The sequence below is a fragment of the Pandoraea sp. CB10b_02 genome, assembly GCF_002216225.1.
GTDB classification, from domain to species: domain Bacteria; phylum Pseudomonadota; class Gammaproteobacteria; order Burkholderiales; family Burkholderiaceae; genus Pandoraea; species Pandoraea nosoerga.
The window spans coordinates 1-26,155 of sequence record NZ_NJGW02000028.1; the positions used below are offsets into that span (position 1 = coordinate 1).

Sequence of the window (26,155 nt, forward strand, 5' to 3'; positions counted from 1 at the left end):
ACTTGATCGCTCGTCGTGATGCTCCCCAGCAACACTCTGTCCCAAGCAATTGCTTGGTCTGAAACAGGAAGTCGCTTGATGGCATTAAGAATAGCCCAGGCGTTTTTTGCTCTAATTGTAAGGAGGGCTTCCTGTGCTTTCTCAACATCAGCATGGGCCTTCGCATTCGCCTGAGCGGCTTGCTGAACTATCTGGATCGTTTGCTTTCGGGCCTCGGTCCACTCATGTTCGGCCACGTTTGCTTTGGTAATAGCAGCTTGATTCTTCTGCGCCGTCATCGCTACTTGCGCGCGGGCTATGCTAATAGGAGAGGTTCCCTGTGCATCGGCAGCAGTTTGCGCATTGACTTGTCCCGCCATGGAGACTAATGCCAATGCGATTGAAATGCTCAGTGCACTCTTGCACGTAGATGGCGCAGCGAAAGCACTTTGTGAATGGGAGATTCGAGTGCGATTGTCGCGGCTTGCAATTTTCTGCATGATCGAAAAGACATATTGGTTGAGAACGATATGCAGAATGGATGCGTGGCCAAGCTTCCTCCATGGGGGAGGGCCTAATTTTGTGTGGGCGTGGGCTTGACTGGATGGCGTCACGCAGAACGGCCGGTCCAGCGACAACCATCATGGCCGGGATGATTATCGGCGGCGCCAAGACTGGTTGTCGCTGGCTGCACGCCTGCGATGGCTTTCGACATTCATTTCAAATGATCGTCGAGTGGTGCACGAGCCGGTCGATGGAGGCAATGGTCATGCCCGGGTCTGGGAACAGGTTGTCCCAGCCCAGAGAACGGCTGATTAGCCGTGATCAGCAGGCTGCGCCGCTCATATCGCTTGGCGATCAGTTCAAACAGTACGCTGGTTTCGGCCTGATCCTTGCTGGCGTACGATAGGTCGTCCAGGCCGATCAGGTCAAACCGGTGTCAGCAACGGGATGAAAATGACCCACCAGCATCGGGATTAAAGTGACCCACCTCGGTAGGATGGCCCTTTTGTGTGGAGGGCCGATGCTAACGAAGGAGGTGATTGTGGAAATCCGAGTATTGGCCCGCCAGGGCAAAGCGGTTCGGGAGATAGCCCGGGAGTTGGGTTTATCGCGCAACACGGTGCGTAAGTACCTTCGCAGCCAAGCCGAAGACGAGCGAGTCCCGCGTGTACGCAGGCAGCAAAAGCTCGATCCATTTAAGGATTACTTGACCTGCCCCCTACAAACAGGGCCAGCCGGAGTCTAGTAAAGTTCGTTTTCGGAGAAGAAGACGAACATGAAGAAGCGCTTTACGGAACAGCAAATCATCGGGTTTCTGAAGGAAGCCGAAGCCGGTATGGCGGTCAAGGAACTGTGCAGGAAGTACGGGTTCAGTGACGCGTCGTTCTACACCTGGCGCGCGAAGTTCGGCGGCATGGAAGTCTCGGAAGCCCGCCGGCTCAAGGACCTCGAGGTGGAGAATGCCCGGCTGAAGAAACTGCTGGCCGAAGCAATGCTCGATATGGAAGCGTTGAAGCCGGCCGCTCACCGCCCCTTCCCCGCACTCGGCCCGAGAAACGGAAACGGCGCCGACACCTCGAACTCGCCCGAGACTTCTCCACTGAACGTGTTGCGCTGGTCCTTGCCCAGCGCGAGCTTCCTCACTGGCGCGCCGGCCGCGAAATCGAGCCGCTTCAAGTCGACCCAGAACGTGTTGGGCGTGAGCGCGGATTCGAAGAAATACAGCATCCGCTTGTGATCGACGACAGTACGCCAGCGCGTCGAGGAAATGTTGGGCTCATCCGGCGTCGTAATGCCGTATGGCACCGACGCGTTTCGAATCACGCCGAACACGCTCGCCAGCGCCTCGACCGGATCTTCCGCCTTCGGAATCGCATTGATGTAGAACGACGCGCGCGCGAACCGATCCGCCGACCGATTCGTCCCCGGCAGGAACGTCGTGCCGCCAACCTGCCTCCAGTACGCGCTCAACGCCAACTGTTCATCGAACGTGGGCGAATTCGTCATCACCTGGTACTGACGACCGTGGTGAATCACCTGCCGCCCCCCGATGTATTCGACGATGGCGCTGTCGCCCGTCCTGTCGGACATCGACAGATGCAGCGTCGCCAGCCGGCTCTCGCCCGGCACGTTGTCCGTGACGATCGTGAACGGCGTCTTCTCCAGCGCGGCGACCGCCTCGCTCACCGTCGCAAAGTTATCGAGCACGTACTGCGCCCACGCGGCGATCGTCAATCCCGGCCTGGCAGTGCCGTCGAACTTCGGATATTGCGATTCCACGAGCCACAGCAACTGAGCCGAAAGGCCCTTTTCGTTCACGCCGTCCGTCGTGGACACGTCGTAGCCGGTCGCTACCACGCTGCCGTACTTCGCCGTCCAGCGAATCGAGTTCGGCCCCGCCTCGCCGGCGCGGGCAATGCCCCGCGGCAGCACGTAGAGGTTGGTCGCCACGTCGAGCTTCCAGTCCATCGAACGAGCGGTGATCACGTCGCCGTTCGCGCCGAGATAGACGACGCGCGTGCAGGCGAAGGCCGGCATGGGAGACAATGCAAGCGTTGCCGCGGCTGCAACGAGACACGGCAGGGTTCTGGCAAGCAGGCGCGGCATGGCGAGTCCTCGGCGGGGAAAGGATGCACGGGAGCCGCCAGTATAACGATGCAATCGGCCGCCCCATTCCGCCCGGGCCCAGACGCGCCTCGCCAGTTCAGTCCACCACGATCGGATACAGCGACGCGACGAGCAACGCCGCCGCGACACCGTTGAAGATGCGAACCGAGCGCGCATCGGTGAGCACCCGGCGCATCGCCACGCCGAACCCCGCCCACAGCCCGATGCACGGTGCGCACAAGATGCCGTAGATCAACGCGAGCAGCATCACGTCCGGCAGGTGCGATGCGTTCGGCAAATAGGTGCTGATCGCGCCGACGGACATCACCCATGCCTTTGGATTGACCCACTGGAACGCCGCCGCCCCGACAAAGCGCATCGGGCGCTCGCGCCCGCCCCGCTCGCCGTCGATCGGCCCCGAGCGTGCGAGATGCCACGCCAGCCACAGCAGATAGGCTGCGCCCACGTACTTAAGCACGGTATGAATCACCGGAAAGCGGGCAAAAACGGAGTGCAGCCCGGCGCCCGTCAGGAAAACCATCAATGCGAATCCGAACGCAATGCCCGCCAAATGCGGCAGCGTGCGCACGAATCCGTAGTTCAGGCCCGAGGTAAGGATCATCATGTTGTTCGGCCCGGGCGTCACCAGTGTGATGACGGCGAAAGCGCAGAAGGCGAGCAGTTGTTCAGTGGACATGTTCGAGTGGCATCAAACCGCGCCGGCGCTGCATCGATGCAGACGCCCGGCGTTCGCGGAGTGACAGCATAGACAGGCCCCGCCCAGGAATCCCGGTACAGTCCGCCAAAAGCGGACAGGCCTGTACCGGTCGCCGACCATGACAGTTTCCGCACGGTCGGCAAGGCGGACTGGACGAGGCCACCGGGTCGCCGGCGGTGCCGACGGTGCCGGGACGAAAACCGCCGTCACGGCGCCGGCACCTTGGCGGCCGCTCCCGAGCTTTCCACGGCAAAACGCCCGGCCTCATGCGAGAATTGACGGCGTCCGAACCAAGCCGTCGATTCCGGCGCCACGCTCTGCGCACGCTCGACATTCCACCGATGCCGCCCCGTCTGCCACCGCTCTCCGCCCTGCGGCTGTTCGAAGCCGCCGGACGCCACCAAAGCTTCAAGCGCGCCGCCGCGGAGCTGCACCTCACGCCGAGCGCCGTCAGCCACGGCATCGTCGGTCTCGAGCAGACGCTCGGTGTCGCGCTTTTCACCCGCTCGCCGCAAGGCCTCACGCTCACGCCCGAAGGCGTGGACTACCTCGCCTACGTGACGGAAGCCTTCTCGCTATTGCTCACTGGCACCCGACGGCTGCCCACACCGGACGCCTCGCGCGCCATCGCGCTCACCTGCGCCCCGACGCTCGCCTTGCGCTGGCTGCTGCCGCGCCTGGGCGAATTCCTCGCCCGCATGCCGAACGTCGACATCACCGTCGACACTTCGCGCCGCCAGGTCGGCTTTCCGACGGACGGCTTCGACTTCGCCATCCGCCTGTCGCGCGCCCCCATCGCCAGCGATCGCTGGCACCGGCTGTTCGGCGAGCGCTTCGTGCCCGCCTGCAGTCCGGCCTTTCTCGCCGAACATGGCGACGCCGACGGGCGCCTCGACCTGCGCGCCGCCACGCGCATTCACGTGAGCAGCGCCAGCGAGGACTGGCAGGGATGGATCGAAGGCGCCGCGATCGAGGACTTCGATGCGCACGGCGGGCTGAGCTTCGACAGTATCCAGATGGGTCTCGACGCTGCCATGGCCGGCCTCGGCGTGGTCATCGCCCGCCGTCCGCTGGCCGATACGTATTTCGAGAGCGGCGCCCTCGTGCCGGCCCACGACATCGTCACCCAGGCCCAGAGCGCCTACTGGCTGATCTGCGCGGATGACATCGAGCCGCATCCCGAATGCGTGGCGTTCCGTGACTGGCTCATCGAACAGGCCGCGGCATCGGCGCCTGTCGAAACCGCTTCAGGTGAATAAAATTCACCTGCATGAACGCATTACTCCTTTGCCAGACGGGGGATGCACTGCAACACTATAGTGAGGAGGACTCACCATCATGACGAAAGTTGCCGTTCCCGCATCGCCCTCGCTGCAAGGCCGCGTCACGCTCATCATCCTGGCCGGCGCACTCGTGCTGAGCGCCGCCATGGGCACCCGCCAGACATTCGGGCTGTTCATCAATCCGTTTTCCTACGACCGCGGCGTGCCCGTTACCCTCGTCGCGTTCGCCATCGCGCTGCATAACCTGGTGTGGGGGTTCGCCCAACCGTTCGCCGGCGCAATGGCCGACCGCTACGGCCCGGCGCCCGTGGTGGCCTTCGGCGCCTTCGCCTTCGCGGGCGGGCTTGCGATGGCCGCGCTCGCGCCCTCCGGCGTGTGGCTCGTCATCGGGCTTGGCGTGCTCGTCGGGCTCGGCATCAGTTGCACGACGTTCGGCGTGGTGCTGCCGGCCGTCAGTCGCGCCGTATCGCCCGAAAAGCGCACCATGGCCATGGGCCTCGTGAGCGCCGGCGGCTCGCTCGGACAGGTGGCGCTGGTGCCCGTGGCACAAGGGTTGCGCTCGGCCTTCGGCGTCTCGACGTCGCTCTTCGTGCTCGCGCTGATCCTGTGCTGCGCCGCGCCGCTCGGATTGCTGATGACGTTGCGCCGCCGCGGCAAGGCACCGGAGTTTGTCGCCATGACGCCGCCCGCGGCGCCGTCCACGATGGCGCGCGAGCATGCCGCCAACAGCACGCCGGCCGCCAACGACAGCGACTCGGTGACGTTGCGCCACGTTTTGCGCGAGGCGCGCGCGCATCGCGGCTATCAACTGCTCACGCTTGGTTTCTTCACCTGCGGCTTCCAATTGGCCTTCATCGGCACTCACCTGCCCGGCTACTTGCTGATGTGTCACATGCCGATCGGACTGGGCGCCACCGCGCTTGCCCTGATCGGGCTGTTCAACATGGCGGGGAGCTGGGCCTGCGGCTGGCTGGGCGGACGCTACCGTCAACATCACGTGCTCGGCTGGCTTTATCTCGTGCGCGGCGCCGCCATCGCGCTTTTCTTCCTGTCACCCAAGTCGAGTGCCAGCGTGGTCGTCTTTGCGGCCGTGATGGGCCTCACGTGGCTTGGCACGGTGCCGCTCACGAGCGGGCTGGTCGCGAAGGTCTTCGGCACCCAGCATCTGGGCACGCTGTTCGGCGTGTGTTTCATGAGCCATCAGATCGGCTCGTTCCTCGGTGCGTGGCTTGGCGGCTACGTGTTGGACGTCACCGGCTCCTATAACCTGATCTGGGCCGCTACCGCGATTCTTGGCGTCGTCGCTGCCGCGCTCCATTTCCCGATCGACGACGCCAGCATCGTCCGCCCCACGCGCGAGCCGGTGCCTGCCGGCGTCTGACCGATGCGCCGACACACGAGTACGGCCGATGACAGGTGATCACGGACGTTCACCACGGTCCAGTCGATCAAAGGCGGTGGGCGCTGGCGAGCCGGAAGATTTTCGTCCAGCGCCTGGCCATCGCGCGATCCGCCATGGGTACGCACCACTCGGCCTGCGCGTGGTGGGCAAGCGTCATCGCAAGAGACCAGCAGCCCCCCTCGCTCACGGGGCGCGCCGACGTCACGTCGGAAAAGACGAAGCGCACCTCACGGCCGTCCACGCGCAGCGCGCCCATCTTGCGATCGGCATCGAGCGCGAGTTCACCCCACTCGCCCGCCACGCGCACCAGCCGCTTGCCGTCGCGCCGCACGCCATGCACGGCGCGGTACCGGCGAACCGCATCGGCCGCGAGCCCGGCGACGCCGAGCCCACACGCCACGATCGCCGCCACGGCGGCAAGCGTGCCGAAGTGCGCCGCAACGCCCCCATAAAGCCGCACCGCGCCATAGGCAATGCCCGCCAGAATGACGAGCCCCAGCAGAATGAATGGCACGACGGCCCTCCTCGCAATTGCGTTCACCGAATGACAAACCCCGCCGGTGGAACCACCCGGCGGGGCTACATTTCACCACAGGTCGGCAACAGGCGCCGCTGCACCGGACACGCCAGGCATCACGGCCGGGCAGGCGCCGGAGCAGCGCCGGAGCAGCGCCCGAGCAGTGCCGGAGCAGCGCCGGAGCAATACCGACGCATACCGATGCAATACCGACGCCAGGCCGGCACGATACGGGCGCGGCAGCCTCGCGTCCTACGTCACCCCCGCACCCCGGCACGTCGCGACATCACCGCTGTGGCTGCGGCGCGGCGCCCACCTCCTTGCGCACCTTGGCCACTTGCGCCGCCGTCACCGCGGGCGCCTTGTTGCCCCAGCTCGTGCGCACGAACGTCAGCACGTCCGCCACGTCCTGATCGGTCAGACGATCGTCGAAGCCGGGCATCGCGTAGTACGTCGGCGCCGAGCGCGTCGAGGGCATCTGCGCGCCGCGCAGCACGATGTGGATGAGCGAGGTCGGGTCAGCCGAGTTCACCGTGGAGCTCAACGCCAGCGTCGGGAACGTCTGCGTGTAGCCCTTGCCCGTGCTGCGGTGACATGCCGCACAGTTGTCGATGAACGTGAGCGCGCCGTTGCTCCTGTCGGAGCCCGCACGCAAGGCCCTGGCCGCCGTCTCGTCGTAGGCCAGCGCCCTGGCGTTCGGGTCGACCGGCCTGAGCGTCTTCAGATACTTCGCCACGGCCGCGAGATCGTCGTCGTTCATGTGCTGCGTGCTGTGCTGCACGACGTCCGACATACCGCCGAAGGCGGCCGAATGGTCGTTGCGCCCGCCCTTGAGGAACGCCACGATGTCACCCTCGCTCCAGTTGCCGAGGCCGTCGGTCGGATCGCCGCGCAGGTTCTTCGCGAGGAAGTTGTCGACCACCCCGCCGGACAGGAACGCGGTGCTGTCGTCCGTGAGCGCCTTCTCCTGCAACGCGAAGCCGCGCGGCGTATGGCACGCGCTGCAGTGGCCCAGCCCCTCGACGAGGTAGCGTCCGCGCGAGACCGGATCGTTGTCGGTCGAGGCCGCGTCGCCCACCACCGGCGGCGCGAACATCTTGCGCCAGAGCGACAGCGGCCAGCGCATGGACATCGGCCACGGAATGTCGGTGGCCTTGTTCGCCTGCGCGACCGGCTGCACACCGTGCATGAAGTACGCGTAAAGCGCCTTCACGTCGGCCGGACGTACCTTCGCGTAGGACGTGTAGGGCATGGCCGGATAGAGCGTCGAACCGTTCCTGGCAATGCCGTGACGCACCGCCTTGTCGAAGTCCTCGAGGCTGTAGCTGCCGATGCCGGTGTCCTTGTCCGGCGTGATGTTGGTCGAGTAGATCGTACCGATGGGCGACGCGATCGGCAGACCGCCCGCGAACGGCTTGCCCTTGGGCGCCGTGTGACAGGCCGCGCAGTCGGCGGCGCGTGCGAGGTATTCGCCCTGCCGGACGAGTTGCGCCTGCGGATCGTTGGCAGCGCTCGCCTGCCCGCCGGCAGCGCTCACCGCGGAGGCCGCGACCGAAGGCGTGGGCACCGGCGAGACGGCCGCGCCCGCAGGCTGTGCGGCACTCTGCGCCCACACGGCGAACGCCGCGAGAGCGAGCGCTCCCGTGGCGCAGACGGCAGCGGAGCGTTTCATCATCGTTTTGCGGATCATGGGGCGCTCCTCAAGCTTGCACCAGCGGGCCGGCGTTCTTGAGGTACTGCTCGCGAATCGCCTTCGCGGACCAGTACGCCAGCGCCGCCACCACGCCCGTGGGGTTGTAACCCATGTTCTGCGGGAACGCGGACGCTCCCATCACGAACACGTTGGACACGTCCCAGCTCTGCAGATACTTGTTGACCACGCTGTTCGACGGATTCGTGCCCATGATGGCGCCGCCCGTGGTGTGCGTGCTCTGATAGATCCGCGTGTCGTAGTGCGTGCCCTTCTTGCGAATCGCGCGGAACACCTTCTCCGGGTTCATCGCGCGACCGACCTCCTCCATCCGGTCGCCCATGTAGCCGAGCATCGCGTACTCGTTGTCGTGCCAGTCGAACGTCATGCGCAGCAGCGGCAGCCCATACGCGTCGCGGTACGTCGGATCGAGGTCGAGGCAGGCGTCGCGATACGACATGACCGAGCCGGAAATGCCGATGGTCATGTAGCGCTGATACGCGTCGGCAATGCCTGCCTTCCACTGACTGCCCCACGACGGCGTACCGGGCACCGTCGGCGTCATCTTGATCGGGCGGCCGCCGTAGCGCACGTGGCGGATGCTCGCGCCCCCGATGAAGCCGAGCGGTCCATGATCGAACTGGTCGCCGTTCAGGTCGTCCATCGACACGCCGCCCGCGCCCGTGCCGATGAACGGATTGAGCTGCGTGCCCTTGGGCAGCAGCACGTTGATCGTGCCATTCATCTGGTAGGCGTAGTTCTTGCCGACAACGCCCTCGCCGGTCTTCGGATCGTATGGCTTGCCGATGCCCGAGAGCAGCAGCAAACGCACGTTGTGCAACTGGTACGCGGCCATGATGACGATGTCGGCCGGTTGTTCGACTTCGCGCCCCTGCGCATCGATATAGGTCACGCCGGTGGCCTTCTTGCCGTCGCCGTCGAGGTTGACCTTGGTGACATACGAGTGCGTGCGCAGTTCGAAGTTGGGCTTCTTGAGCAGTACCGGCAGGATGGTCGTCTGCGGCGAGGCCTTCGAATACATGTAGCAGCCGTAGTTCTCGCAAAAGCCGCAGAAGTTGCACGGCCCGAGGCGCACGCCGTATGGATTCGTGTACGGCTGCGACGTGTTGGCCGCCGGCGCCGGATACGGATTGAAGCCCACTTCCCGTGCGGCCTTCTCGAACAGCGTTGCGCCATAGGTGTTCTGCAGCGGTGGGGTCGGATACTCGCTCGAGCGCGCGCCTTCGCGCGGATTGCCGCCCGGCACGATCTTGCCGTTCAGATTGCCCGCCTTGCCCGACGTGCCGAACACTTTCTCGGCGAAGTCGAAATGCGGCTCCAGTTCCTCGTAGCTCACGCCGAAGTCCTGAATCGTCATGCCCTCGGGGATGAATTTCTTGCCGTAACGCTCCTCGTAGTGGCTGCGCAGCCTGAGCTCCTCGGGCAAGATCCGGTAGTGCATGCCGTTCCAGTGAAAACCCGCCCCGCCCACGCCGTTGCCGAGCAGGAACGAGCCGTTCTGGCGATACGGCACGGCGAGATCGTCGGGCGTGTGGCGAATCGTCACCGTCTCGCGCGCGAGTTCCTGAAAGAGCTTGCCGCGCACGGAATATTCGAGTTCGTCGATGACCTTCGGATACTGCGCGTCGGTGGGTGTGTCGCGCATGGCGCCGCGCTCGAGCGCCACCACGTTCAGTCCCGCGTCGGTGAGTTCCTGGCCGAGGATGGCCCCGGTCCAGCCGAAGCCCACGATGACGGCATCGACCTTGTCTTTCTTGATTGCCATGGTTCAGCCCCGCTTTCCGGAAATCGACACGGGCCCGTATGGGTACTTGACGTTAGGCTGGTCCACCCAGTCCATGAAGTCGGCGCGTGCGCCCGGAAAGCCCACGAGCCTCCAGCCGACCATGTCCTTGTTGCCGCCGTGAATCGGATCGGACAGGAAGCCTTCCTTCGTATTGCCGAGCAGGTACGAGAAGAAGATGCGCGCGGGCACGCTGTCGAATTCGATCTTGCCGTGCTCCAGATCGCCAAGCACGGCCTCCTGCGTCGCATGGTCGAGATCGGCGAACACCTTGCCGTGCTGCTTCTTGCAGTAGGCGTCGCAGGCGGCGATGCCGTGGCGGTAGATGTCGCGCGGCACGAGGCTCAGCTGATACCCCATCTCGGGCGGCTGATCGATGTGGAACGGTCCCTGCATATACCAGAGCTTGCCGTGGCCGAACGGCGTTTCCATCTGGCGGTCGATGAACTGCGGGACGTCGGCGGCCAGCGCGCCGGGGCCGAGATCGTCGGCGGGAATCAGACGATCGACCGCGGCGTTGACGAAACGCCATTCGTCGGCAGTGAAGTACTTGGGTTCATACGAGGTGTTCGAAGCGGCGGGGGCAGCGGGTTTGTCGCTGCTACAGGCGGACTGCGTAAGCGTCGCGCCGGTGGCAAGAGTCGTGGCAGGCACGATCGCCAGCACCTGGCGCAAAAAGCGCCGGCGCGGTTCCTTGTCCTGTGACATGGAGTTCTCCGTTTTTTGGGGGGACGGGACGAATCACGCATGACAGTCAGGCAGTGGCTCGCCATGCGTGAAGAAAACCTGACAGGCTATTCACCTCGCGTAGCGCAAAATAACGCGGCCATTCTACTTACAAGTTCCCTACATGGCAAAGTCGTGTTTGTTGCGAATGTTGCGCAAGTCGTTGACGGAAAAGGCTTGCAAATAATTAAAATATTTACTATGACGCGCGCGCGACGTGTTCTGGCACACACGACGACAGCGGTGGACTCAGCGGCGATTTTTCGACATTGCGCGCCATCCGATCATGCGCGGTTGCCGCTCGCCAATGCCGGGCGACAGGGTGAGGCATGAAAAACGCCGTCCCACGACAACGGGGGACGGCGTCTCGAAACTCGCCGCTTTCGATGCGAGCATCGTGCCTCGCAATCGAAATCGCAGCGCCTGACTTCCCTGACGCTTCCTGACTCCCACTTACTCCCTGATGGGCGGCATCGGCCGCATCGACGACGGCCTGGAGCGCGCAGGCGAGACGGGTGAGACCGTGGAGACCAATGTGGCCGATGTGGCCGATGTGGCCGATGTGGACGGGGTAGCGGCATGCCTGGGCGATGGCGTCAGCGGCGTCGGCACCGACATGACCCGCGCACGCTGACTCGCCCGTTTGCCGGCTTCGGCGTGCCATGCAAGCACACGATCGGCCTCTTCCTCGAACTTGTCCGGACGGCGGGTTTGCTGCATGTCGCCAACGCTGCGAAGCCCGGGCAGCGCGCGCGGCCGCGCAGACGGCGGGCCGTCGCGGTGCCGGCCGCTTCGCGCCGGGCCAGACTGCGGTTGCGCCTCGTCGACGGGCGAGGACTGCGCCACCGGCGGTCCCAGCGGCGGCGTAAGCGCTTCCGGCGTCAGGTCGTCAACGCACGAGGCACGGCGATGCGTGCCTTCCGATGGCATCATCGCCTCGCGAGGCGCCGCGCGCGCCGGCTCGTGCGCGTCTCGCGACAACGACGGCTCCGCGGGGCCGGCGAGCGGCGTCTGCGCCACTGCATCGGGCGCGCTGTCGTCGACGGCGAGCGCCGGCGCCGCTGCCCGGTACGATCGGGCCACGCTTTCACGCATCGTTTCGAGCAGACCGAGCCCCACGCGTTTCGCGTTTTCCAGTTCGCGGATACGGCCGCACAGCCACGATTCGTCCCGCGCCGTCTCGAGCGGGCCAGCCCAGCGCGCGTCACCGAGCAGCACCGTGCTTTCATGACGGCCGAAGCCCTGATCGCGCAGGGTCTGCAGCGTGACGGGCTCGTTCGGCGAGTGCCCCAGCATCATCGCCAGGGCGGCCGCTTCGCGACGCGCGCGCCGCACGCACGCCGGAAACATCGAGCGCGACTTCGCCGGCTTCAATATGCACTTGTCGCCGCGCAGCGCAAGACGCAACGGCACCCGCTCGCCCGCCCTGCCGACGATGTCCTCGGCCTCACGCGTCATGTCGTTGAGCAAGAACAGGTCCCGCCGCTCGCAGGTCAGTTGCGCAATGCGGTTGCTGATCGATTTCGCGGTGTGGACGAACATCGTGTCGCGCAGATCCGTCGCGTGTGCCCGCATCGCCAGCCTGGCGGCGATCTGGGCGATCGTCCTGCCTGCGGCTTCCGGGGCGGCGTCGTTTGCCGGGTCCCCCGGCGAAAGCGCGGAAGTCGCCCTCGACGCAGACTGCCGTGCGAGCCAGGTGCTCAATCCGGCGATGGCCTTCACCTGTACCTGACACGCTCCCATGGGGAACGCGCGCAGGTGCGGGGCATCGGAAACGCGGCCTGCCCGGCCGATGTCGTGCAGCGCATCGTGACGATCGCCTTCGAAGCGCCGCCTGGCATCGATATCGGTCAGGAATGACTTCTGCCAATTCCGCAGCCTGCCGCTCACCGCGTCGCAGGCCGCCGGCCCCGCCTTCATGGCCATGGCCGCATGGCAATCGCGTCCCAGGTCGGCGAGCCACGCGTGGTACGACACCTGCATCGTCCCGCCGGGCGTGCTTCGGCGGCGCACGGGACACGCGCCCCACGGACGCGTCGGCGACTTCGAGGCGAGCGGGCTCGTCTGACCCAGCCGTTCGAAATCCGAACCGAAGCTGTCGTGCAGGTCGCCGGACTTCGCACGATGGTTGAGTGTCACGACAGGCGGTGTCACCTGCGAAGAAAAAATTCTTGGAAATCCCATAACGTCGTCTCCTGATCGCAAGACCACCGGGTCTTGGCGCGAGGAGACTAGTCGCGCGTCGCGTCATGGGATGTCGAATGTGGCGGAAGGCTTCTGATTGTGGAATCGCTCGATGGATTCCCCATACGAGCGTTGCGCCCCGCACACGGCGCAGCGCCGCGCGTCGAACGACGCGCGCCTCAGAAGCGCGCCAGCAGTTGTCCGAGCAACGCCGCGCCTTCCTTGCCCTTGGCCGAGTCCGCCCACAGGCGGTCGATCATGGCCCGGTACATGCCCACGCCGTCGGGCGACGTCGTGATGGTGGCGATGCCCGTGCGCAGATTCGGCAGCTCGCCCAGGCGAAACGGCGACACGGCGACATAGGCTTCGCCCTGCGCTTCGAAGATCTGAAAGGTCTCGTTGGGCATGTTGTCGCTCACGATGCCGATCTGCACGCCTGTCGTATCCGCTTCAAGAAATTCGACGATGCGCGCCACTTCGCGGCGCGCAGCCATCTTGCGCTCGAGCTGCACGCCGGGCGGCAGGCCCAGACGTCCGACCAGTCCGTGATGCAGGAACTGCTCGATCTGGCGCAGTCCGATGAGGCTCGTCACCGCGAGACGCTGACGCGAAAAGCTCGACTTGCGCTCCTGCAGGATGCCGAGCACGCGATCCATCGTATTGGTCCAGTGGCGATCGGCCAGCCGCGGCGGAATGCTCTCCTCGAGCATGTGGCGCAACCACATGTCGTAATCGTCGGACGTCAGCAGGAAGGAAATCGGGTCGAAGTGCGCGACGATACGCTCCGAGCGGCTCTCGAGCTGCCGCATGCGCTCGAAGTAACTCACCGCGGAGTCGTGGTACTCGACTTCCACGCCGAGCAGGTTGGCGAGCGACACGCCCAGCAATGCCGCGAGCCGCTCCAGCGTATCGATCTTGACGATCTCGCCGCGCTCGAGCTTGTAGATGGCCGCGCGCGAGATGTCGAGCTGCTCCGCCACATCGTCGCTGCGCAACTCCGCGGCCAGCCGATAGGCGCGCAAGCGCTCGCCGATGGCGCGAAAGTTGAAGCGCGGGCCCCTCAGCGCCCGGGATGTCGTCGCAGCTCGATTCAAATCGCCTCCTGTTGGATACCTGTTGCACGCGGCATGCCGGTGCATGCGCCCGGTGACGGCGCCCGCGCATGACGGTGCCGGGATTATACCGGGGCATCGGAGCCCCGGACGGGGGCGCGCGTCGCGCCGCACGCGCCGCCGACTGTCGCGCGCACCCCACAACGGTCTGTCGAATATTTTTTCCATTGTCTATTTTTTTAGACACCGGCACGATCGCGATCGCGGATTCCCCCATCCGATGGGAATACCCTGCACCACGGGGGCGTTCCGCCCCTTTCGGGGATGACCGCGTGCGCCGGCAGTGGTAGCCTGCGCGCCGTCCACAAATTTGCACAAAACATAGAGGGAATGATGAAAACCTGGCACAAGGTGGCTGGCGCCGCCGCAATGGGCGCCGCGGCGCTTGCCTCCCCGGCGCACGCGCAGTCGAGCGTGAGCTTCTATGGGCTTGCCGACGCCTACGTCGGCTCGGTGAAAAACCCTGGCGGCAACGCCGCCGTGGTGCAGCAAGGCGGTGGCATGACCACTTCCTACTGGGGCCTGTCCGGCACGGAAGACCTGGGCGGCGGCAACAGTGCGCTGTTCGTGCTGGAGAGCTACTTCCAGCCGAACAACGGCACGTATGGCCGCTTTGCCGGCGACAGCTTCTTCTCGCGCAACGCCTACGTCGGGCTGTCGAACACCACGCTCGGCACGCTGCGCATCGGGCGCATCACCACCCCGCTCTATCTCGCGACGATCCAGTTCAACCCGTTCAACAACTCGTACACGTTCTCGCCGATGATCTTCCACACCTACAAGGGTCTGGGCACGCAGGGCGTGGTCGGCGACTCGGCGTGGAACAACGCGGTGGCGTACACGTCGCCGGGCTATGCCGGCTTCGCCGGCACGCTCATCTATGCCACGGGGAACAGCGCCGCGGACCATAGCGCGAAAAAATGGGGCGCGGCGATCACCTACGCCAATGGACCGTTCGCCGCCGCAGCGAACTACCAGTACGTGAACTTCAGCAACACGCCGGGCGACTTCGGCACGCAACTGCCGGGGGTCGTCGGGCTCACGAATCAGAACACCGCGCAACTCGGTCTCTCCTACGACTTCGCGGTCGTGAAGGTCTTCGCACAGTACATGCTCGTGGCGAGCCAGGCGGCGAGCGGCAACTTCCACGCCAACACGGGGCAGCTCGGCGCCTCGGTGCCGCTTGGCCGCGGCAGCGTGCTCGCATCGGTGGCCTACACCGGCTCGAGCGGCTCGGGCGACAACCAGCGTCGCACTACGTGGGCGCTCGGCTATGACTACCCGCTGTCCAAGCGCACGGACATCTACGCGGCGTACAAGTACGACCACATGAGCGACCTGTCGACCGGGCAGACATACGGCGCCGGTCTGCGTATGAAGTTCTGAACACGCGCGGCAGCGAGATGGCGAGATGGCGAGATGGTGCGATGGCAGCACCCGTCGCCCGCGCGCCCGGCGGCACGGCCGCGTCGCAGACCGACGCAACCATGCATCCGCACGCACGAACGTGCCTCCGGATACGTTGCGGGAGCCGGCGAACGCATTGCGTTCGCCACGCTCGCCGTCGATTCGCCTCAGGGTTAGCCCCGATAATTTTCGCCTTGCCCGCCTCGCCGGGGTCGTTTAGTCTAAATATTTAGACAATGGAGAGCATGATGGATCTGCAGCTTGCATGCGCCTGGTTGCAGCGCGACACGGCCGGCCTGTCCGACATCGAGGATTTCGCGGCGCGTTGTCTGCACGCGTCCCGCACGGCAACGCGGGAGTCCGCCGCGCTGTTGCTGCTGGCGCAAGCGGCCCAGACGTTCGCGGAACGTCAGTCCGGCGTCGCCGCGAACGGCGAAACGTTCCATGCGTTTCTCGCCCGCTGCAAGGGCCACGCCACGATGTTGCGCGACGCGGCCGCCGCCTCGGACGCCAGTTTCCTCGCGGCGCTCAATGCTTTTGCGGCCCAACTTTCCTCCGAGGTCTACGCGTGAGTTCGCAGGCGGCGGAAAATGGGTGCGGGACGGTGCCGCGGGCGTGCGAGGGCGCTCGACTCTGCGCAGTGCAACGGCGCGCCATGCTTTCTGTCCGGCACGGCGATGTCGCCGGGCTGGCCAGCGCGGACCATTCGTTGAATTTTTTTATCTTGTTTGTCTAAAAATTTAGACATTTTTATTGCAGGCACATGAGCACCACAGCCCATTCGGCTTTGTCGAGGGCTGCGCCGACGGCTTCATCGCTGCACACGCGCCAGCGCGTCCGATTCAGCGTTCGTATCCCTCGGCAACCGCCTCACCGCCCAATCCGAACCGACACAGGAACGACCATGGAAGCCAAGCTCAACACGCCGAGCGCGCAACGCGCCAATACGGCCAGTGCCGACACCGTTACGCCGTATGCGTGGAAAGCGCTCGCCGGCTCCGCCATCGGCTATGCGATGGACGGCTTCGATCTGCTGATCCTCGGCTTCATGTTGCCGGCGATTACGGCCGGGTTGCAGCTCTCGCCCGGACAGGCCGGCGCGCTCGTGACCTGGACGCTCATCGGGGCCGTCGCCGGGGGCATTCTCTTCGGCGCACTATCGGACCGCTATGGCCGCGTGCGCATGCTCACGTGGACGATTCTCCTCTTCGCGGTGTTTACGGGGCTGTGCGCGCTCGCGCAGGGGTTCTGGGACTTGCTGGTGTATCGAACGATCGCCGGCATCGGTCTTGGCGGCGAGTTCGGCATCGGCATGGCACTTGCCGCCGAAGCGTGGCCTGCCGCAAAACGCGCGCGCGTATCGTCGTATGTAGCGCTGGGCTGGCAGACGGGCGTGCTTGCCGCCGCGCTGCTCACGCCGCTGCTGCTCGCGCACATCGGCTGGCGCGGCATGTTCCTGGTGGGCGTGCTGCCGGCGCTCGTGGCCTGGGTGCTGCGCAACAAGCTGCACGAGCCGGAAGTCTTCGTGCGGCGCACGGGCGGCGTGAGCGGCGGCCACGGCAGCGCCAACGCCTTCCGGCTGCTGGTCAGGGACGCGCGCACGACCCGCGTGAGCCTTGGCATCGTGATCCTGTGCTCGGTCCAGAACTTCGGTTACTACGGCATCATGATCTGGCTGCCGACGTTCCTGTCGCAGAAGCTCGGCTTCTCGCTGACGAAGTCGGGCCTGTGGACGGCCGCGACCGTGCTCGGAATGATGTTCGGCGTGTGGGCCTTCGGGCAATTGGCCGATCGCATCGGCCGACGTCCGACCTTCCTGCTCTATCAGGCCGGCGCGGTGGTCATGGTGATCGCATACGCCCAGCTGACCGATCCGACGGTGATGCTATTCGCGGGCGCGCTCATGGGGATGTTCGTCAACGGCATGGTCGGCGGGTACGGCACGCTGATGTCCGAAGCCTATCCCACGGCGGCACGCGCCACGGCGCAGAACGTGTTGTGGAACATCGGGCGCGCCATCGGCGGACTTGGCCCCCTCGTGGTCGGCGCGCTCGCCGCCCGCTACTCGTTCCAGATCGCCATCGCGCTGCTCGCCAGCCTCTACGTGCTCGACATGCTCGCCACGCGCTTCCTGATTCCCGAACTCAAAGGCGCCGAACTCGAGTGACGCAACGGCGCCCATCGCCGTCCCCTCGGCGCCCTTCACACCTTGATACCGTTTTCCCCCGGAGCTTTCCCATGTCAGTTGCCACACTGACGCGCCTCGACACCGCCCGCCCGGCGGACCGAGATGCGTCGAGCGCCCCCGAAGTGCAAGCCACGCGCAAGGTGGCCACGCACCGTTGCCGGGTGCTGGCGCACCACGCGGTGAATGCGCGTTACCGCTATCTCCGTCTGCAGACCGAGGCGCCCGTCGCGCTTGCCACGCAGCCGGGTCAGTTCTATCAGCTCAAATGCCCGGTGACCGAGAGCGACGCCCCGTTCCTGCTGCGCCCGATGAGCGTCTACGGGACCGGCCCCGAACCCGATACGATCGAGTTTCTCTACAACGTGACGGGCGTGGGCACGCGCGCGCTCGCCACGCTGGGCGAAGACGCGTCGCTCGACATCGTCGGCCCGCTCGGCAACACGTTCACGTTCGATCCGCGCTGGCAGCGCGTAATGGTCGTGGCGCGCGGCGTGGGTCTGGCCACCATGGCCCCGCTCGTGCAACGCGCGGCAGCGGCCGGTGTGGCACTGACCGTGATCATGTCTGCACGCCGCCAGTCCGATCTGATGTGCGACGAGTTCCTGCGCTCGCCCGAAGCCCGTGCGCTTGCCGACGTGCATTGTGTGTTCGACAGCGACGGCTCGTCGGCCGTCGACGCGCTCGAGCCGCGTGTACGTGCGCTGCTCGACGCCGCGCCTCACGACGCCGTCTACACCTGCGGCTCGCATCGCGTGCTGATGCTGCTCCAGCGCGTGCTCGCGAATCGGCCGCAGATCACTGCCGAAGTGGCGATGGAGCAGCGCATGGCGTGCGGCATGGGCGTATGCCTGTCGTGCGTGCGGCTGTTCGATTGCGGCGGCGACAAGCAATTCCTGCGCGTGTGCCGCGAGGGCCCCGTGTTTCCGATTCGCGACGTCGTCGGGGAGGTGGACTTTGGCTGATCTTTCCGTGCGCCTCGGTGCGCTCACGCTGCGCAATCCCGTCATGCCTGCCTCGGGCTGCTTCGCTGTCGAATATGCCGAAGCGCTCGACCTGAACCGGCTCGGTGCGCTCGTCGTCAAGAGCGTCTCGCCCGCGACACGTGCGGGCAACCCCACGCCACGCGTGGCGGAGACCGCCAGCGGCATGCTCAATTCCATCGGGATTCCGAGCAAGGGGCTCGACGTCTACCGGCGCGAAGTGCTGCCCGCCTACACGCGTTTCGACACGCCGGTCGTGGTCTCGGTATCGGCCGATACCGCGGAATCGTTCGGCGAGGCCTGCGCCGCGCTGTCGCTGCCCGAGGTCGCGGCCATCGAGGCGAATATCTCCTGCCCCAATCTCGAGGCCGACGGCATGGCGTTCGCGATGCAGCCCGAGAGCACCTACAAGGCCGTGAGCGCCATTCGCCGCCGCACGTCGCATCCGCTGTGGGTCAAGCTCACGCCCAATGCGGGGCAGATCGCGCCCATCGCCCGCGCCGCCGAGGACGCCGGCGCCGACGCCATCGTCATGGGCAACACGGTACTCGGCATGGCGATCGACGTGCGCACGCGCAAGCCCAAGCTCGGCAACGTGATGGGCGGCCTGTCGGGCCCCGCGATCAAGCCGCTCGCCATCCGTCTGGTGCATCAGTGCCATCGCGCGGTGCGCATTCCGATCATCGGTTGCGGCGGCATTGCAACGGCCGACGATGCCATCGAATTTCTGCTCGCGGGCGCGAGTGCGGTGCAGGTCGGCACGGCGTCGTTTCGCGACCCGGCCGTCATGGGGCGCATCGTCGACGGGCTCGCCGCATATTGCGATGCGCAGGCCATCGAGCGGATCGCCGCACTCACCGGCGCCGTGGCGCTCGACGCACAGCTCACCGACCGCTGGCTGCGCTTCGCGCAACAGTCGGGATGACGACCGGCCGCACCGCCGCAACGCCACATCACAGCAACGCTACGCGTCGACAAAAACGCAACCCTCGCGACCGACGTCGCGAAAAGAAGCACAGTCATGGAACTCACCGCGCTGGCCCCACTGGCCGAGCAACTCTTCTCCGACCTGCGCCGCCTCGGCAGCGACGGCGTCGGCATCACGCGCGACAGCTACGGCGAAGGCGAGAACGCCGCCGCGTCGTATCTCACCGATTGGGCAGGTCACCAGGGGTTGACGGTCACCCGTGATCGCGCCGCCAACCTCGTCTTCGCGCTGCCCGACGACACGGGCGACGCCCCCGCCACGTGGATCGGCTCGCATCTCGATTCGGTGCCGCAAGGCGGGAACTACGACGGGCTCGCCGGCATTGTCGCGGGCCTGCTCTGTCTCGTGGAGCAGCAACGCAGCGGACACCGCTGCGGCACACCGGTGCGGGTACTCGCACTGCGCGGCGAAGAGAGCGCATGGTTCGGCAAGGCCTACATGGGATCGAGTGCGCTCTTCGGCAAGCTCAACGACGCCGACCTCGCCATGCCCCATCGCACCCACGGCCGCACGCTCGCGCAATGCATGGCACAGGCCGGCGCCGATGTCGAGGCGATTCGCAGCGGCGCCGTGCTGTTCGACGCGGCGCGCGCGAAGGCCTGGCTGGAGTTGCACATCGAGCAGGGCCCGGTCATGATCGCGCGCGGCATGCCCGTCGCGATCGTGCCGGGCATTCGCGGCAATGTGCGGCATAACCGCGTGTCATGCGTTGGCGAAGCGGGTCACTCGGGGGCGGTGCCGCGCTGGCTGCGCCACGATGCCATGTTCGCCGTGGCGGATCTCATCACGCGTCTGGACGAACATTGGCGCGCGCTGCTCGAGCGTGGCGTCGATCTCGTGGTGACGACCGGCATCGTCAGCACGGACCCCGCGGAGCACGCCATCTCGCGCATTCCGGGCAAGGTGGACTTCAGCCTGGAAGTGCGCAGCCAGAGTCCGGATACGCTCGATGTGTTCTACGAGCTCATGCGCACCGAGTGCCGCGCCATCGAGCGCGATCGCGGCGTGCGGTTCGTCTTCGACCGGCGTCTGTCGTCCGCGCCCGCGACCATGGACGCTCATGTATCGTCGCTGCTGGCCGAAGCTTGCCGCGCCCTCGATTTGCCGCAGGAACGCGTGCCGAGCGGCGCGGGCCACGACGCGGCGATCTTCGCCAACGCGGGCATTCCCAGCGGCATGGTGTTCGTGCGCAACGCGAACGGTTCGCACAACCCGCTGGAGCACATGGAAATGGAGGATTTTCTGCGCGGCGTCCAAGTGCTCGCGGCCGTCACGCATCGCCTGTGACCGCATTGCGCGGCATGCGGCGCAGAAAAACCGAACGGGCCGCACCGATGCGGCCCGTCCGACCCGACTCGTCCCGCGGAGCGATCAGGGCGCGAGCGCGATGACTTCCGCGACGGCGGCCGTGAGCTTCTTCGCGTATGGCACATGCAGAAATTCGTTCGGGCCGTGCGCGTTGGATTTCGGACCGAGCACGCCGCACACCATGAACTGCGCCGTCGGAAAACCGGCCTGCAACGTATTCATCAACGGGATCGTGCCGCCTTGCCCGATGTAGGCCACGTCCGCGCCGTAGTGGCGCTGCGACGCCGCATTGAGCGCCGCGGTGAGCCACGGCGCCACGTCCGGCGCGTTCCATCCCGACGCTGCGCCGGCATCCGGCTTGAACGTCACCTTCGCGTTGTACGGCGGGTCGACTTCGAGCAGCGACTTGAGCTCGGCCACGGCCTGCGCGGCGTCGACCAGCGGCGGCAGACGCAGCGAGAGCTTGAACGCGGTACGCGGACGCAGTACGTTGCCAGCATCGGCCAGCGCCGGCAGCCCCGCCGCGCCCGTCACTGACAACGACGGACGCCACGTCGAATTGAGCAGCGCCTCCTTCGGATCGGTCGTGGTCGGAAGAACGGACAGGCTGTCCTGGCCGCAGGCCCACGGCACCTTCTTCCAGACGTCGTCGCCCAGAATCCGAGCGGTCGCCTCGGCTTCCTTCAGGCGCTGCAGCGGGATCGGGCTGTGAAAACCCTCGGGCAGCACATTGCCGCTGCCCGCGTCTTCCAGCCGCTCGAACAACTGCCGCATGATCCGGAAGCTCGACGGCGCAATGCCGCCATAGCCGCCCGAGTGGATGCCCTCGTCGAGCACCTGCACCTCGAGGCTGCCCGAGATCAGGCCGCGCAGCGAGGTCGTCAGCCAGAGCTGATCGTAATTGCCGGCGCCCGAGTCCAGACAGACGACCAGACCGACGCGGCCCAGCCGATCGCGCAGCGCATCGACGTAGGGCAGCAGGTCGTAGCTGCCCGATTCTTCGCAGGTCTCGATCAGCCCCACGCAGCGCGGGCGCGCCACGCCCTGCGCATCGAGCGCCGCGAGCGCCGTCACGCTCGAATAGATGGCATAGCCGTCGTCGGCGCCACCGCGGCCATACAGCTTGCCGTCTTCGAATTTGGGCGTCCATGGCCCGAGATCCTTGCGCCAGCCGTCGAACTCGGGCTGTTTGTCCAGGTGGCCGTACAGCACGATCGTCTCAGTGCTGCCCGAGCGCGTGGCCGGCGCCTCGAAAAAGATCACCGGCGTGCGGCCTTCGAGACGAATCACCTCGAGCTTCAGTCCCTTGACCGGCTGGCGCTCGGCCCACTGGGCCGCGTCGCGCACCACGCGGTCGATATAGCCGTTGCGCGCCCAGTCGGCGTCGAAGCCAGGGCTCTTGGCGGGCACGGCAATGTAGTCGGTCAGCGCGTGGAGAATCTCATCGTTCCATTTCCGTTCGACGAATTCGCGCAACGTCGCGGTGTCGAGCGACGGCTGGGTCGGGGTGACGATATCGTTCATGGGGATCCTTGGGGGCTGTGTCGGCGTTCTCGACGCGACGTCGGGGACCAAAGGCGCCGGCGGTTCGCGACAGCGTGGCAGCATGAGAGCGCGAGAGCGGCGGGCCGTATGGCGTCATGATAGCCATTTCCGCGTGCTCATGGCGACCGGGCAACGCTCTGGCCGGAACTGCCGGAGGAATGCGGCGGCCGATGCAGGGATCTGCCGGCCGCGGCAGCGAGCCGCGCCGGTCGGGGCGCAGGAAACGGGCAACGGGAACAACGGGAACAACGGGAACAACGGGAACAACGGGGACAACGGGGGAACGGGAGTCAGTCGCCCGTGCCCGGTGGCCCGAAACGGAATACGATCTCCCCGGCCGCCCCGCTCGCCTTGACGCAGGTGGCGAGCTGGGTGCCCTTGCCGGCTACGTCCAGAGACTGCTCGGCCTGCGTGCTATTGCACCGCCAGGAAAAAGTGATCTGGCGGGCGCAGAGGTTGGTCACCTCGTAGCGATAATGGGTGACGTCGGCCGGCAGCGCCCGGATAGCCCCGCACGCGCGCCCTGACGCGTCGACCGGTTCCGCCGGCGCCGTGGCAGAAGGCGTTTGCGCGTGCACGAACGCACTCAGCGCCACGCCGGACAGCCCCAGCGCGACCGCGCGAACATGCCGCATTCCGGACATCAGATCCAGCGCCATGCGATCGCGATGGCGCCAATGACAACCCCGATCGAAATGACGCCGCCGAACCATGCCAGTTGTGCGCGCCGTGCCCGACGGCGGCTCGACTCCGAAGTGTCGTAGAAACGACCCAATCCGCCCGAGTACAGCTTCTCCCAGCGAATTTCCATGACGCACCTCACAAAACAATCAAAGCGGCCCGCGTGACTGATCTTTTTTCTTCTTTATCGAAACTTCCGAGACGCAAGACAATCCGGAGCATCCGGCGATTTCCGATACCGGAAATACCTGAAATTCCGACATAGCGCCGTCGCTTCAAGATGTCACTATTCTTGTGGAATTGCAATAGCGTGAACTTGCCGAATGGTGCGGAGAAACCACGAGAAAGACGTCGTCATTGGCGATGGATATCGACGCAACCGACGCACGATAAACGGATTTAACATCCGTCTGCCCGGGACTTTAACGGCATTTCACGCGAAAACATGGAAAACGGGCGCTGCCCAACATTTCCCGACGCTGCAACGGCTGTAACAAAACGTTTCAATTCCGTGCGCGAGCCGGTTTGAAATGATCCAGGCAAAGCGCTCAAGGCAGAGCGGGCGCCGAAACGCCGCCGGCCCGGACGGGTCCGAGCGGGCGCGCCGATCCGGGCACGAGGTGAGGAGGTAAATGAGGCAACGTGGTGCGGCAATCCGCCGGAGGCGGCGCCGCACACGAAAAGGAAGATGGGTGACTTAGCGTCCCAGGAAGGCCGCGCCTACTGACAAGAGGACGAAGCCGCCGACACTACAGGCGATCGCGATTGCCAACAGACGTTGAAAGAGTTGCTCGCGCTCGGTTGCGCTGCGATGGGAACGGGGTGCTTCGTGATGAATCGTTCCCCAACCACTCGAATACACTTTTTTCCAACGGATGTGCATAAGTTACCTCGCGTTGTTTAGTGTTCGTAGCCTTGCCGGTCATCGACTCACGCTATCGGAATCGACGAGACGCATGAGTAGTATGCGCTTCGCTGACTTGCCGTAAACCCCTCATCCGTGCTGCGTCGCGGCATGTCATACGCGGACTTCGCGCCGAATTCGAGACGATTCGAGGCGGGACAAGTCGCCCCGGAAAACCGTCACCGTGACGCGATTGCCAATTTATGCGCGAGCGTGTCAATACGACAGAATGTCGCAGGTGCGACAAGTTGTCGCGCAACCCGCATGAACCGTGGAATTCACCGGTCCGGCGCCGGTGGCGGTGCGACGCACGTCGCACCCGAGGCAATGGCCCTGTGCGGCCCGTCGGGGGCGGCCCGAAGGACAGCGCAGCCCGCACGAAACGCCGTCGTGCACCGCAACATCGATTCTTCAAATATTCGGCCAATCGCGGGTAAATCCGGGGGGCGGCGCATTCCTTGCCAACGCGGCAAGCGCCGCCGAGCCCCTGAACTTCCCTCCGAGGCCTCTCATGCAGCCGCAGCGGTCCGATCGACGCCGCTACGATTCGAACGGATTGTCGACCCGCCGTGCCGTCGCGCGGCTGGCCGGTGGCGCATGCTCGGGCAGATCGGCGCCGGCCAGCTCGGCCACCACCGCGTCGAGCACGGCCTTGAGTGCCTGGGCGCGGCGCAGGCCTTCGGCGTCGCGGCGGATCTCGAGGTTGCCGAATACGGCCACGTGATCGGCATGATTTTCGACGTTCAGTTCGCCGATCGAGAGCGCGTCGGCGTCGTTGGCGAATGGGGTGAACGTGGCGTTGGCTGATGGCGATGCGGACATCGGTGACTCCTGAATCGGGGGAAATCAGTCGCGGCAGTCGCGGGTTCGGGCAGTGCGGCCGGGCCGCCCTCCGCTTAGCGGAGGATCGCACGCAAGACGTCGAGCACCGTCTGCACTTCGCGATACGTCGGCACGTCCGGCTCGCGGCGCTTACCGCCACCGCCCGCTGCCTTGGGCGCCGGCAGCCGCATCGCGGTGTTCTTCACCTCGGCGGGCATGCCGGGGAAGAAATCGATGCCGGCCAGCTTTTCGAGTGCCGCTACGCTCACCACAGAATAATCGCCGGTCGCTTCGTTGGCCACGAGATACGCGCCGGCCTGCTCGCGCTTCGGATCGTAGACGACTTTGAACAGTTGTGTGGGCACCATGACGCGATCGCCGATCTGCGCGATCGTCTTGCCCTTGAAAAGCGGCCCCGTGATCACGAACAGTTCACCGCGCTGCTGTGCGAGCCGGCGCACGCTCGCTTCGATGCCGGCCCACAGATAGCGGTTGTTCTCGCGGTTCTGCGGCACCATGTTGGACAGCGAAAAGCTCTCGGCCTGCGCCTGCGCATCCGGCATGTCGGCCGAGGGCGCCATGTGTCCGCGGTCGTAGCCGGAGCGCACGTAATCTCGCAATTCGGCCCGCTCGTCGGGCGGCAGACGCGACTCGGCGTGAAAGTTGTCCACGCGCCCGATCTCGCGCGCGTCGGTCAGACTCGCGCGCGTCAGGCGTTCTGCGGACCACAGCGGCGTGCGCGTCACGCCGGAGTGCATGACGGCGAAGGCGCTGAAGCACACCTCGCGCGCCTGGCGGGCCACCGCCGCGTTGGTGATGTCGGGCGCCGCGCCGGCCCAGTAGTGATCGCCGCACGCCGTGGTTGCGGCGACGGCCTGACTCGCCAACGGCGGGAGAACCGAGAAGGCGGTGAACGCGACGAGCGAAATGGTGGAAAAGGGGGAGGCGGAGGCGACCGCCAGCGAGATTGCCAACTGCCCGGCCATCGCGCGCAAGCGGCTTGCGCGCACTGCGGTGGCCGTCCATCGAGACTGCTTCATCGCACTGCTGAGGGTAAGACTTGAGGGGGTGCGATTGTAGCGGATGAACGGCTATTCGGGGACGACGTTCGCCGCGCCGTAAGCCGCGCATTGCAACGTTTGCGAGGGGCCGAGATTGTCGCACTCGTCTGCCTGCGCGCTCGGCGCCCACGCCTGCGCAAGAAGGAGCAGACACAGCGCCACTACAAGCATGACGAGCAACGTTTTCATCACGGCGTCCGGGTCGGAATGCCGCATTGTATGCGCGGACGCGGCGGTGCGCCCCGC

The 26,155-nt window shown here is 65.7% G+C and carries 24 protein-coding genes and 3 pseudogenes; 11 read left to right on the forward strand and 16 right to left on the reverse strand.

The features are described from left to right. Nucleotides 1-479, reverse strand: a 479-nt coding sequence (locus CDN36_RS20375; protein ID WP_287497725.1) for a hypothetical protein, incomplete at its 3' end; no start/stop codon positions are given. A 156-nt stretch (nt 480-635) separates the two neighbouring features. Beyond that, nucleotides 636-916 (reverse strand): annotated as a pseudogene (locus tag CDN36_RS20380) (ATP-binding protein); the annotation flags it as partial. An 87-nt stretch (nt 917-1,003) separates the two neighbouring features. Between CDN36_RS20380 and CDN36_RS20385 the strand changes: the two are divergent. Together CDN36_RS20385 and CDN36_RS20390 are read left to right on the forward strand one after the other, a co-directional pair. Beyond that, a pseudogene (locus tag CDN36_RS20385) lies at nt 1,004-1,192 on the forward strand (helix-turn-helix domain-containing protein); the annotation flags it as partial. Between the two features lie 66 nt (nt 1,193-1,258). Next, nucleotides 1,259-1,507 (forward strand): annotated as a pseudogene (locus CDN36_RS20390) (transposase); the annotation flags it as partial. On the opposite strand, the gene CDN36_RS20395 reads toward CDN36_RS20390, so the two are convergent. Beyond that, entirely contained in the window at nt 1,507-2,589 is a 1,083-nt protein-coding gene (locus CDN36_RS20395) for a linear amide C-N hydrolase (RefSeq protein ID WP_174966314.1), read from the reverse strand. The pseudogene CDN36_RS20390 and the gene CDN36_RS20395 sit on opposite strands and share 1 nt — an antisense overlap. A gap of 97 nt (nt 2,590-2,686) precedes the next feature. Continuing rightward, nucleotides 2,687-3,286, reverse strand: a complete 600-nt coding sequence (locus CDN36_RS20400) for a LysE family translocator (protein WP_150554923.1) — start codon at nt 3,284-3,286, stop codon at nt 2,687-2,689. 362 nt (nt 3,287-3,648) lie between these two features. Between CDN36_RS20400 and CDN36_RS20405 the strand changes: the two genes are divergently transcribed. Together CDN36_RS20405 and CDN36_RS20410 are read left to right on the forward strand one after the other, a co-directional pair. After that, a complete protein-coding gene (locus tag CDN36_RS20405; protein ID WP_287497726.1) occupies nt 3,649-4,566 on the forward strand; it encodes a LysR substrate-binding domain-containing protein in 918 nt (305 codons plus the stop codon). Nucleotides 4,567-4,645: 79 nt separating this feature from the next. Further along, a complete protein-coding gene (locus CDN36_RS20410) occupies nt 4,646-5,971 on the forward strand; it encodes an MFS transporter (RefSeq protein WP_287497727.1) in 1,326 nt (441 codons plus the stop codon). 67 nt (nt 5,972-6,038) lie between these two features. Here the strand turns inward: CDN36_RS20410 and CDN36_RS20415 are convergent, their stop codons facing one another. The 4 genes from CDN36_RS20415 to CDN36_RS20430 all read right to left on the reverse strand — a co-directional run bounded on the left by CDN36_RS20415 (nt 6,039) and on the right by CDN36_RS20430 (nt 10,711). Beyond that, on the reverse strand, nt 6,039-6,506 hold the full coding sequence (locus tag CDN36_RS20415) for a hypothetical protein (protein ID WP_287497728.1): 468 nt from the start codon (nt 6,504-6,506) through the stop codon (nt 6,039-6,041). 289 nt (nt 6,507-6,795) lie between these two features. Continuing rightward, a complete protein-coding gene (locus CDN36_RS20420; RefSeq protein WP_287497729.1) occupies nt 6,796-8,199 on the reverse strand; it encodes a c-type cytochrome in 1,404 nt (467 codons plus the stop codon). Nucleotides 8,200-8,209: 10 nt separating this feature from the next. Next, complete coding sequence (locus CDN36_RS20425) at nt 8,210-9,985, reverse strand: GMC family oxidoreductase (RefSeq protein ID WP_287497730.1); 1,776 nt, start codon at nt 9,983-9,985, stop codon at nt 8,210-8,212. A 3-nt stretch (nt 9,986-9,988) separates the two neighbouring features. Next, on the reverse strand, nt 9,989-10,711 hold the full coding sequence (locus tag CDN36_RS20430) for a gluconate 2-dehydrogenase subunit 3 family protein (protein WP_287497731.1): 723 nt from the start codon (nt 10,709-10,711) through the stop codon (nt 9,989-9,991). A gap of 39 nt (nt 10,712-10,750) precedes the next feature. On the opposite strand from CDN36_RS20430, the gene CDN36_RS20435 reads away from it, so the two are divergent. Next, a complete protein-coding gene (locus CDN36_RS20435; RefSeq protein ID WP_287497732.1) occupies nt 10,751-11,062 on the forward strand; it encodes a hypothetical protein in 312 nt (103 codons plus the stop codon). A 120-nt stretch (nt 11,063-11,182) separates the two neighbouring features. On the opposite strand, the gene CDN36_RS20440 is transcribed toward CDN36_RS20435, so the two are convergent. Then, nucleotides 11,183-12,868: a hypothetical protein gene (locus tag CDN36_RS20440; RefSeq protein WP_287497733.1), complete on the reverse strand. Its 1,686-nt coding sequence runs from the start codon at nt 12,866-12,868 to the stop codon at nt 11,183-11,185. 224 nt (nt 12,869-13,092) lie between these two features. Then, nucleotides 13,093-14,007: a helix-turn-helix domain-containing protein gene (locus tag CDN36_RS20445; protein WP_241013817.1), complete on the reverse strand. Its 915-nt coding sequence runs from the start codon at nt 14,005-14,007 to the stop codon at nt 13,093-13,095. Between the two features lie 348 nt (nt 14,008-14,355). On the opposite strand from CDN36_RS20445, the gene CDN36_RS20450 reads away from it, so the two are divergent. From CDN36_RS20450 to CDN36_RS20475, 6 genes are all read left to right on the forward strand, one after another. Further along, nucleotides 14,356-15,411, forward strand: coding sequence for a porin (locus CDN36_RS20450; protein WP_150554915.1), 1,056 nt, complete (start codon nt 14,356-14,358; stop codon nt 15,409-15,411). Between the two features lie 266 nt (nt 15,412-15,677). Next, nucleotides 15,678-16,004 (forward strand): hypothetical protein, encoded by a 327-nt coding sequence (locus tag CDN36_RS20455; protein ID WP_241013816.1) that lies wholly within the window; start codon nt 15,678-15,680, stop codon nt 16,002-16,004. A gap of 332 nt (nt 16,005-16,336) precedes the next feature. Continuing rightward, a complete protein-coding gene (locus CDN36_RS20460; protein ID WP_287497734.1) occupies nt 16,337-17,599 on the forward strand; it encodes an MFS transporter in 1,263 nt (420 codons plus the stop codon). A gap of 71 nt (nt 17,600-17,670) precedes the next feature. Next, the gene (locus CDN36_RS20465) at nt 17,671-18,582 is read left to right on the forward strand and encodes a dihydroorotate dehydrogenase electron transfer subunit (RefSeq protein ID WP_287497735.1); all 912 of its coding nucleotides are present in this window, start codon (nt 17,671-17,673) and stop codon (nt 18,580-18,582) included. Further along, complete coding sequence (locus CDN36_RS20470) at nt 18,575-19,525, forward strand: dihydroorotate dehydrogenase (RefSeq protein ID WP_287497736.1); 951 nt, start codon at nt 18,575-18,577, stop codon at nt 19,523-19,525. Before CDN36_RS20465 ends, CDN36_RS20470 begins: the two co-directional genes overlap by 8 nt. A gap of 96 nt (nt 19,526-19,621) precedes the next feature. Next, on the forward strand, nt 19,622-20,875 hold the full coding sequence (locus tag CDN36_RS20475; RefSeq protein ID WP_287497737.1) for a hydantoinase/carbamoylase family amidase: 1,254 nt from the start codon (nt 19,622-19,624) through the stop codon (nt 20,873-20,875). An 84-nt stretch (nt 20,876-20,959) separates the two neighbouring features. On the opposite strand, the gene CDN36_RS20480 is transcribed toward CDN36_RS20475, so the two are convergent. From CDN36_RS20480 to CDN36_RS20505, 6 genes are all read right to left on the reverse strand, one after another. Continuing rightward, nucleotides 20,960-22,420, reverse strand: a complete 1,461-nt coding sequence (locus tag CDN36_RS20480) for a M20 family metallopeptidase (RefSeq protein ID WP_287497738.1) — start codon at nt 22,418-22,420, stop codon at nt 20,960-20,962. A 311-nt stretch (nt 22,421-22,731) separates the two neighbouring features. Next, on the reverse strand, nt 22,732-23,100 hold the full coding sequence (locus tag CDN36_RS20485) for a hypothetical protein (RefSeq protein ID WP_287497739.1): 369 nt from the start codon (nt 23,098-23,100) through the stop codon (nt 22,732-22,734). Further along, complete coding sequence (locus tag CDN36_RS20490; protein WP_174966313.1) at nt 23,085-23,252, reverse strand: hypothetical protein; 168 nt, start codon at nt 23,250-23,252, stop codon at nt 23,085-23,087. Before CDN36_RS20490 ends, CDN36_RS20485 begins: the two co-directional genes overlap by 16 nt. 1,314 nt (nt 23,253-24,566) lie before the next feature. Continuing rightward, a complete protein-coding gene (locus CDN36_RS20495) occupies nt 24,567-24,848 on the reverse strand; it encodes a hypothetical protein (RefSeq protein WP_287497740.1) in 282 nt (93 codons plus the stop codon). 74 nt (nt 24,849-24,922) lie between these two features. Beyond that, nucleotides 24,923-25,888, reverse strand: coding sequence for a DNA/RNA non-specific endonuclease (locus CDN36_RS20500; RefSeq protein WP_287497741.1), 966 nt, complete (start codon nt 25,886-25,888; stop codon nt 24,923-24,925). A gap of 51 nt (nt 25,889-25,939) precedes the next feature. Then, nucleotides 25,940-26,098, reverse strand: coding sequence for a hypothetical protein (locus tag CDN36_RS20505; RefSeq protein ID WP_174966312.1), 159 nt, complete (start codon nt 26,096-26,098; stop codon nt 25,940-25,942). Nucleotides 26,099-26,155: the final 57 nt, after the last annotated feature.

Bases quoted from the DNA above. Each gene is read 5' to 3' on its own strand.
- CDN36_RS20490 (WP_174966313.1), bottom strand. From the start codon at position 23,252: ATGGAAATTCGCTGGGAGAAGCTGTACTCGGGCGGATTGGGTCGTTTC.
- CDN36_RS20455 (WP_241013816.1), top strand. From the start codon at position 15,678: ATGATGGATCTGCAGCTTGCATGCGCCTGGTTGCAGCGCGACACGGCC.
- CDN36_RS20420 (WP_287497729.1), bottom strand. From the start codon at position 8,199: ATGATCCGCAAAACGATGATGAAACGCTCCGCTGCCGTCTGCGCCACG.
- CDN36_RS20505 (WP_174966312.1), bottom strand. From the start codon at position 26,098: ATGAAAACGTTGCTCGTCATGCTTGTAGTGGCGCTGTGTCTGCTCCTT.
- CDN36_RS20480 (WP_287497738.1), bottom strand. From the start codon at position 22,420: ATGAACGATATCGTCACCCCGACCCAGCCGTCGCTCGACACCGCGACG.
- CDN36_RS20465 (WP_287497735.1), top strand. From the start codon at position 17,671: ATGTCAGTTGCCACACTGACGCGCCTCGACACCGCCCGCCCGGCGGAC.
- CDN36_RS20450 (WP_150554915.1), top strand. From the start codon at position 14,356: ATGATGAAAACCTGGCACAAGGTGGCTGGCGCCGCCGCAATGGGCGCC.
- CDN36_RS20405 (WP_287497726.1), top strand. From the start codon at position 3,649: ATGCCGCCCCGTCTGCCACCGCTCTCCGCCCTGCGGCTGTTCGAAGCC.
- CDN36_RS20410 (WP_287497727.1), top strand. From the start codon at position 4,646: ATGACGAAAGTTGCCGTTCCCGCATCGCCCTCGCTGCAAGGCCGCGTC.
- CDN36_RS20400 (WP_150554923.1), bottom strand. From the start codon at position 3,286: ATGTCCACTGAACAACTGCTCGCCTTCTGCGCTTTCGCCGTCATCACA.
- CDN36_RS20395 (WP_174966314.1), bottom strand. From the start codon at position 2,589: ATGCCGCGCCTGCTTGCCAGAACCCTGCCGTGTCTCGTTGCAGCCGCG.
- CDN36_RS20435 (WP_287497732.1), top strand. From the start codon at position 10,751: ATGACAGTCAGGCAGTGGCTCGCCATGCGTGAAGAAAACCTGACAGGC.
- CDN36_RS20485 (WP_287497739.1), bottom strand. From the start codon at position 23,100: ATGGCGCTGGATCTGATGTCCGGAATGCGGCATGTTCGCGCGGTCGCG.
- CDN36_RS20475 (WP_287497737.1), top strand. From the start codon at position 19,622: ATGGAACTCACCGCGCTGGCCCCACTGGCCGAGCAACTCTTCTCCGAC.
- CDN36_RS20430 (WP_287497731.1), bottom strand. From the start codon at position 10,711: ATGTCACAGGACAAGGAACCGCGCCGGCGCTTTTTGCGCCAGGTGCTG.
- CDN36_RS20460 (WP_287497734.1), top strand. From the start codon at position 16,337: ATGGAAGCCAAGCTCAACACGCCGAGCGCGCAACGCGCCAATACGGCC.
- CDN36_RS20425 (WP_287497730.1), bottom strand. From the start codon at position 9,985: ATGGCAATCAAGAAAGACAAGGTCGATGCCGTCATCGTGGGCTTCGGC.
- CDN36_RS20500 (WP_287497741.1), bottom strand. From the start codon at position 25,888: ATGAAGCAGTCTCGATGGACGGCCACCGCAGTGCGCGCAAGCCGCTTG.
- CDN36_RS20495 (WP_287497740.1), bottom strand. From the start codon at position 24,848: ATGTCCGCATCGCCATCAGCCAACGCCACGTTCACCCCATTCGCCAAC.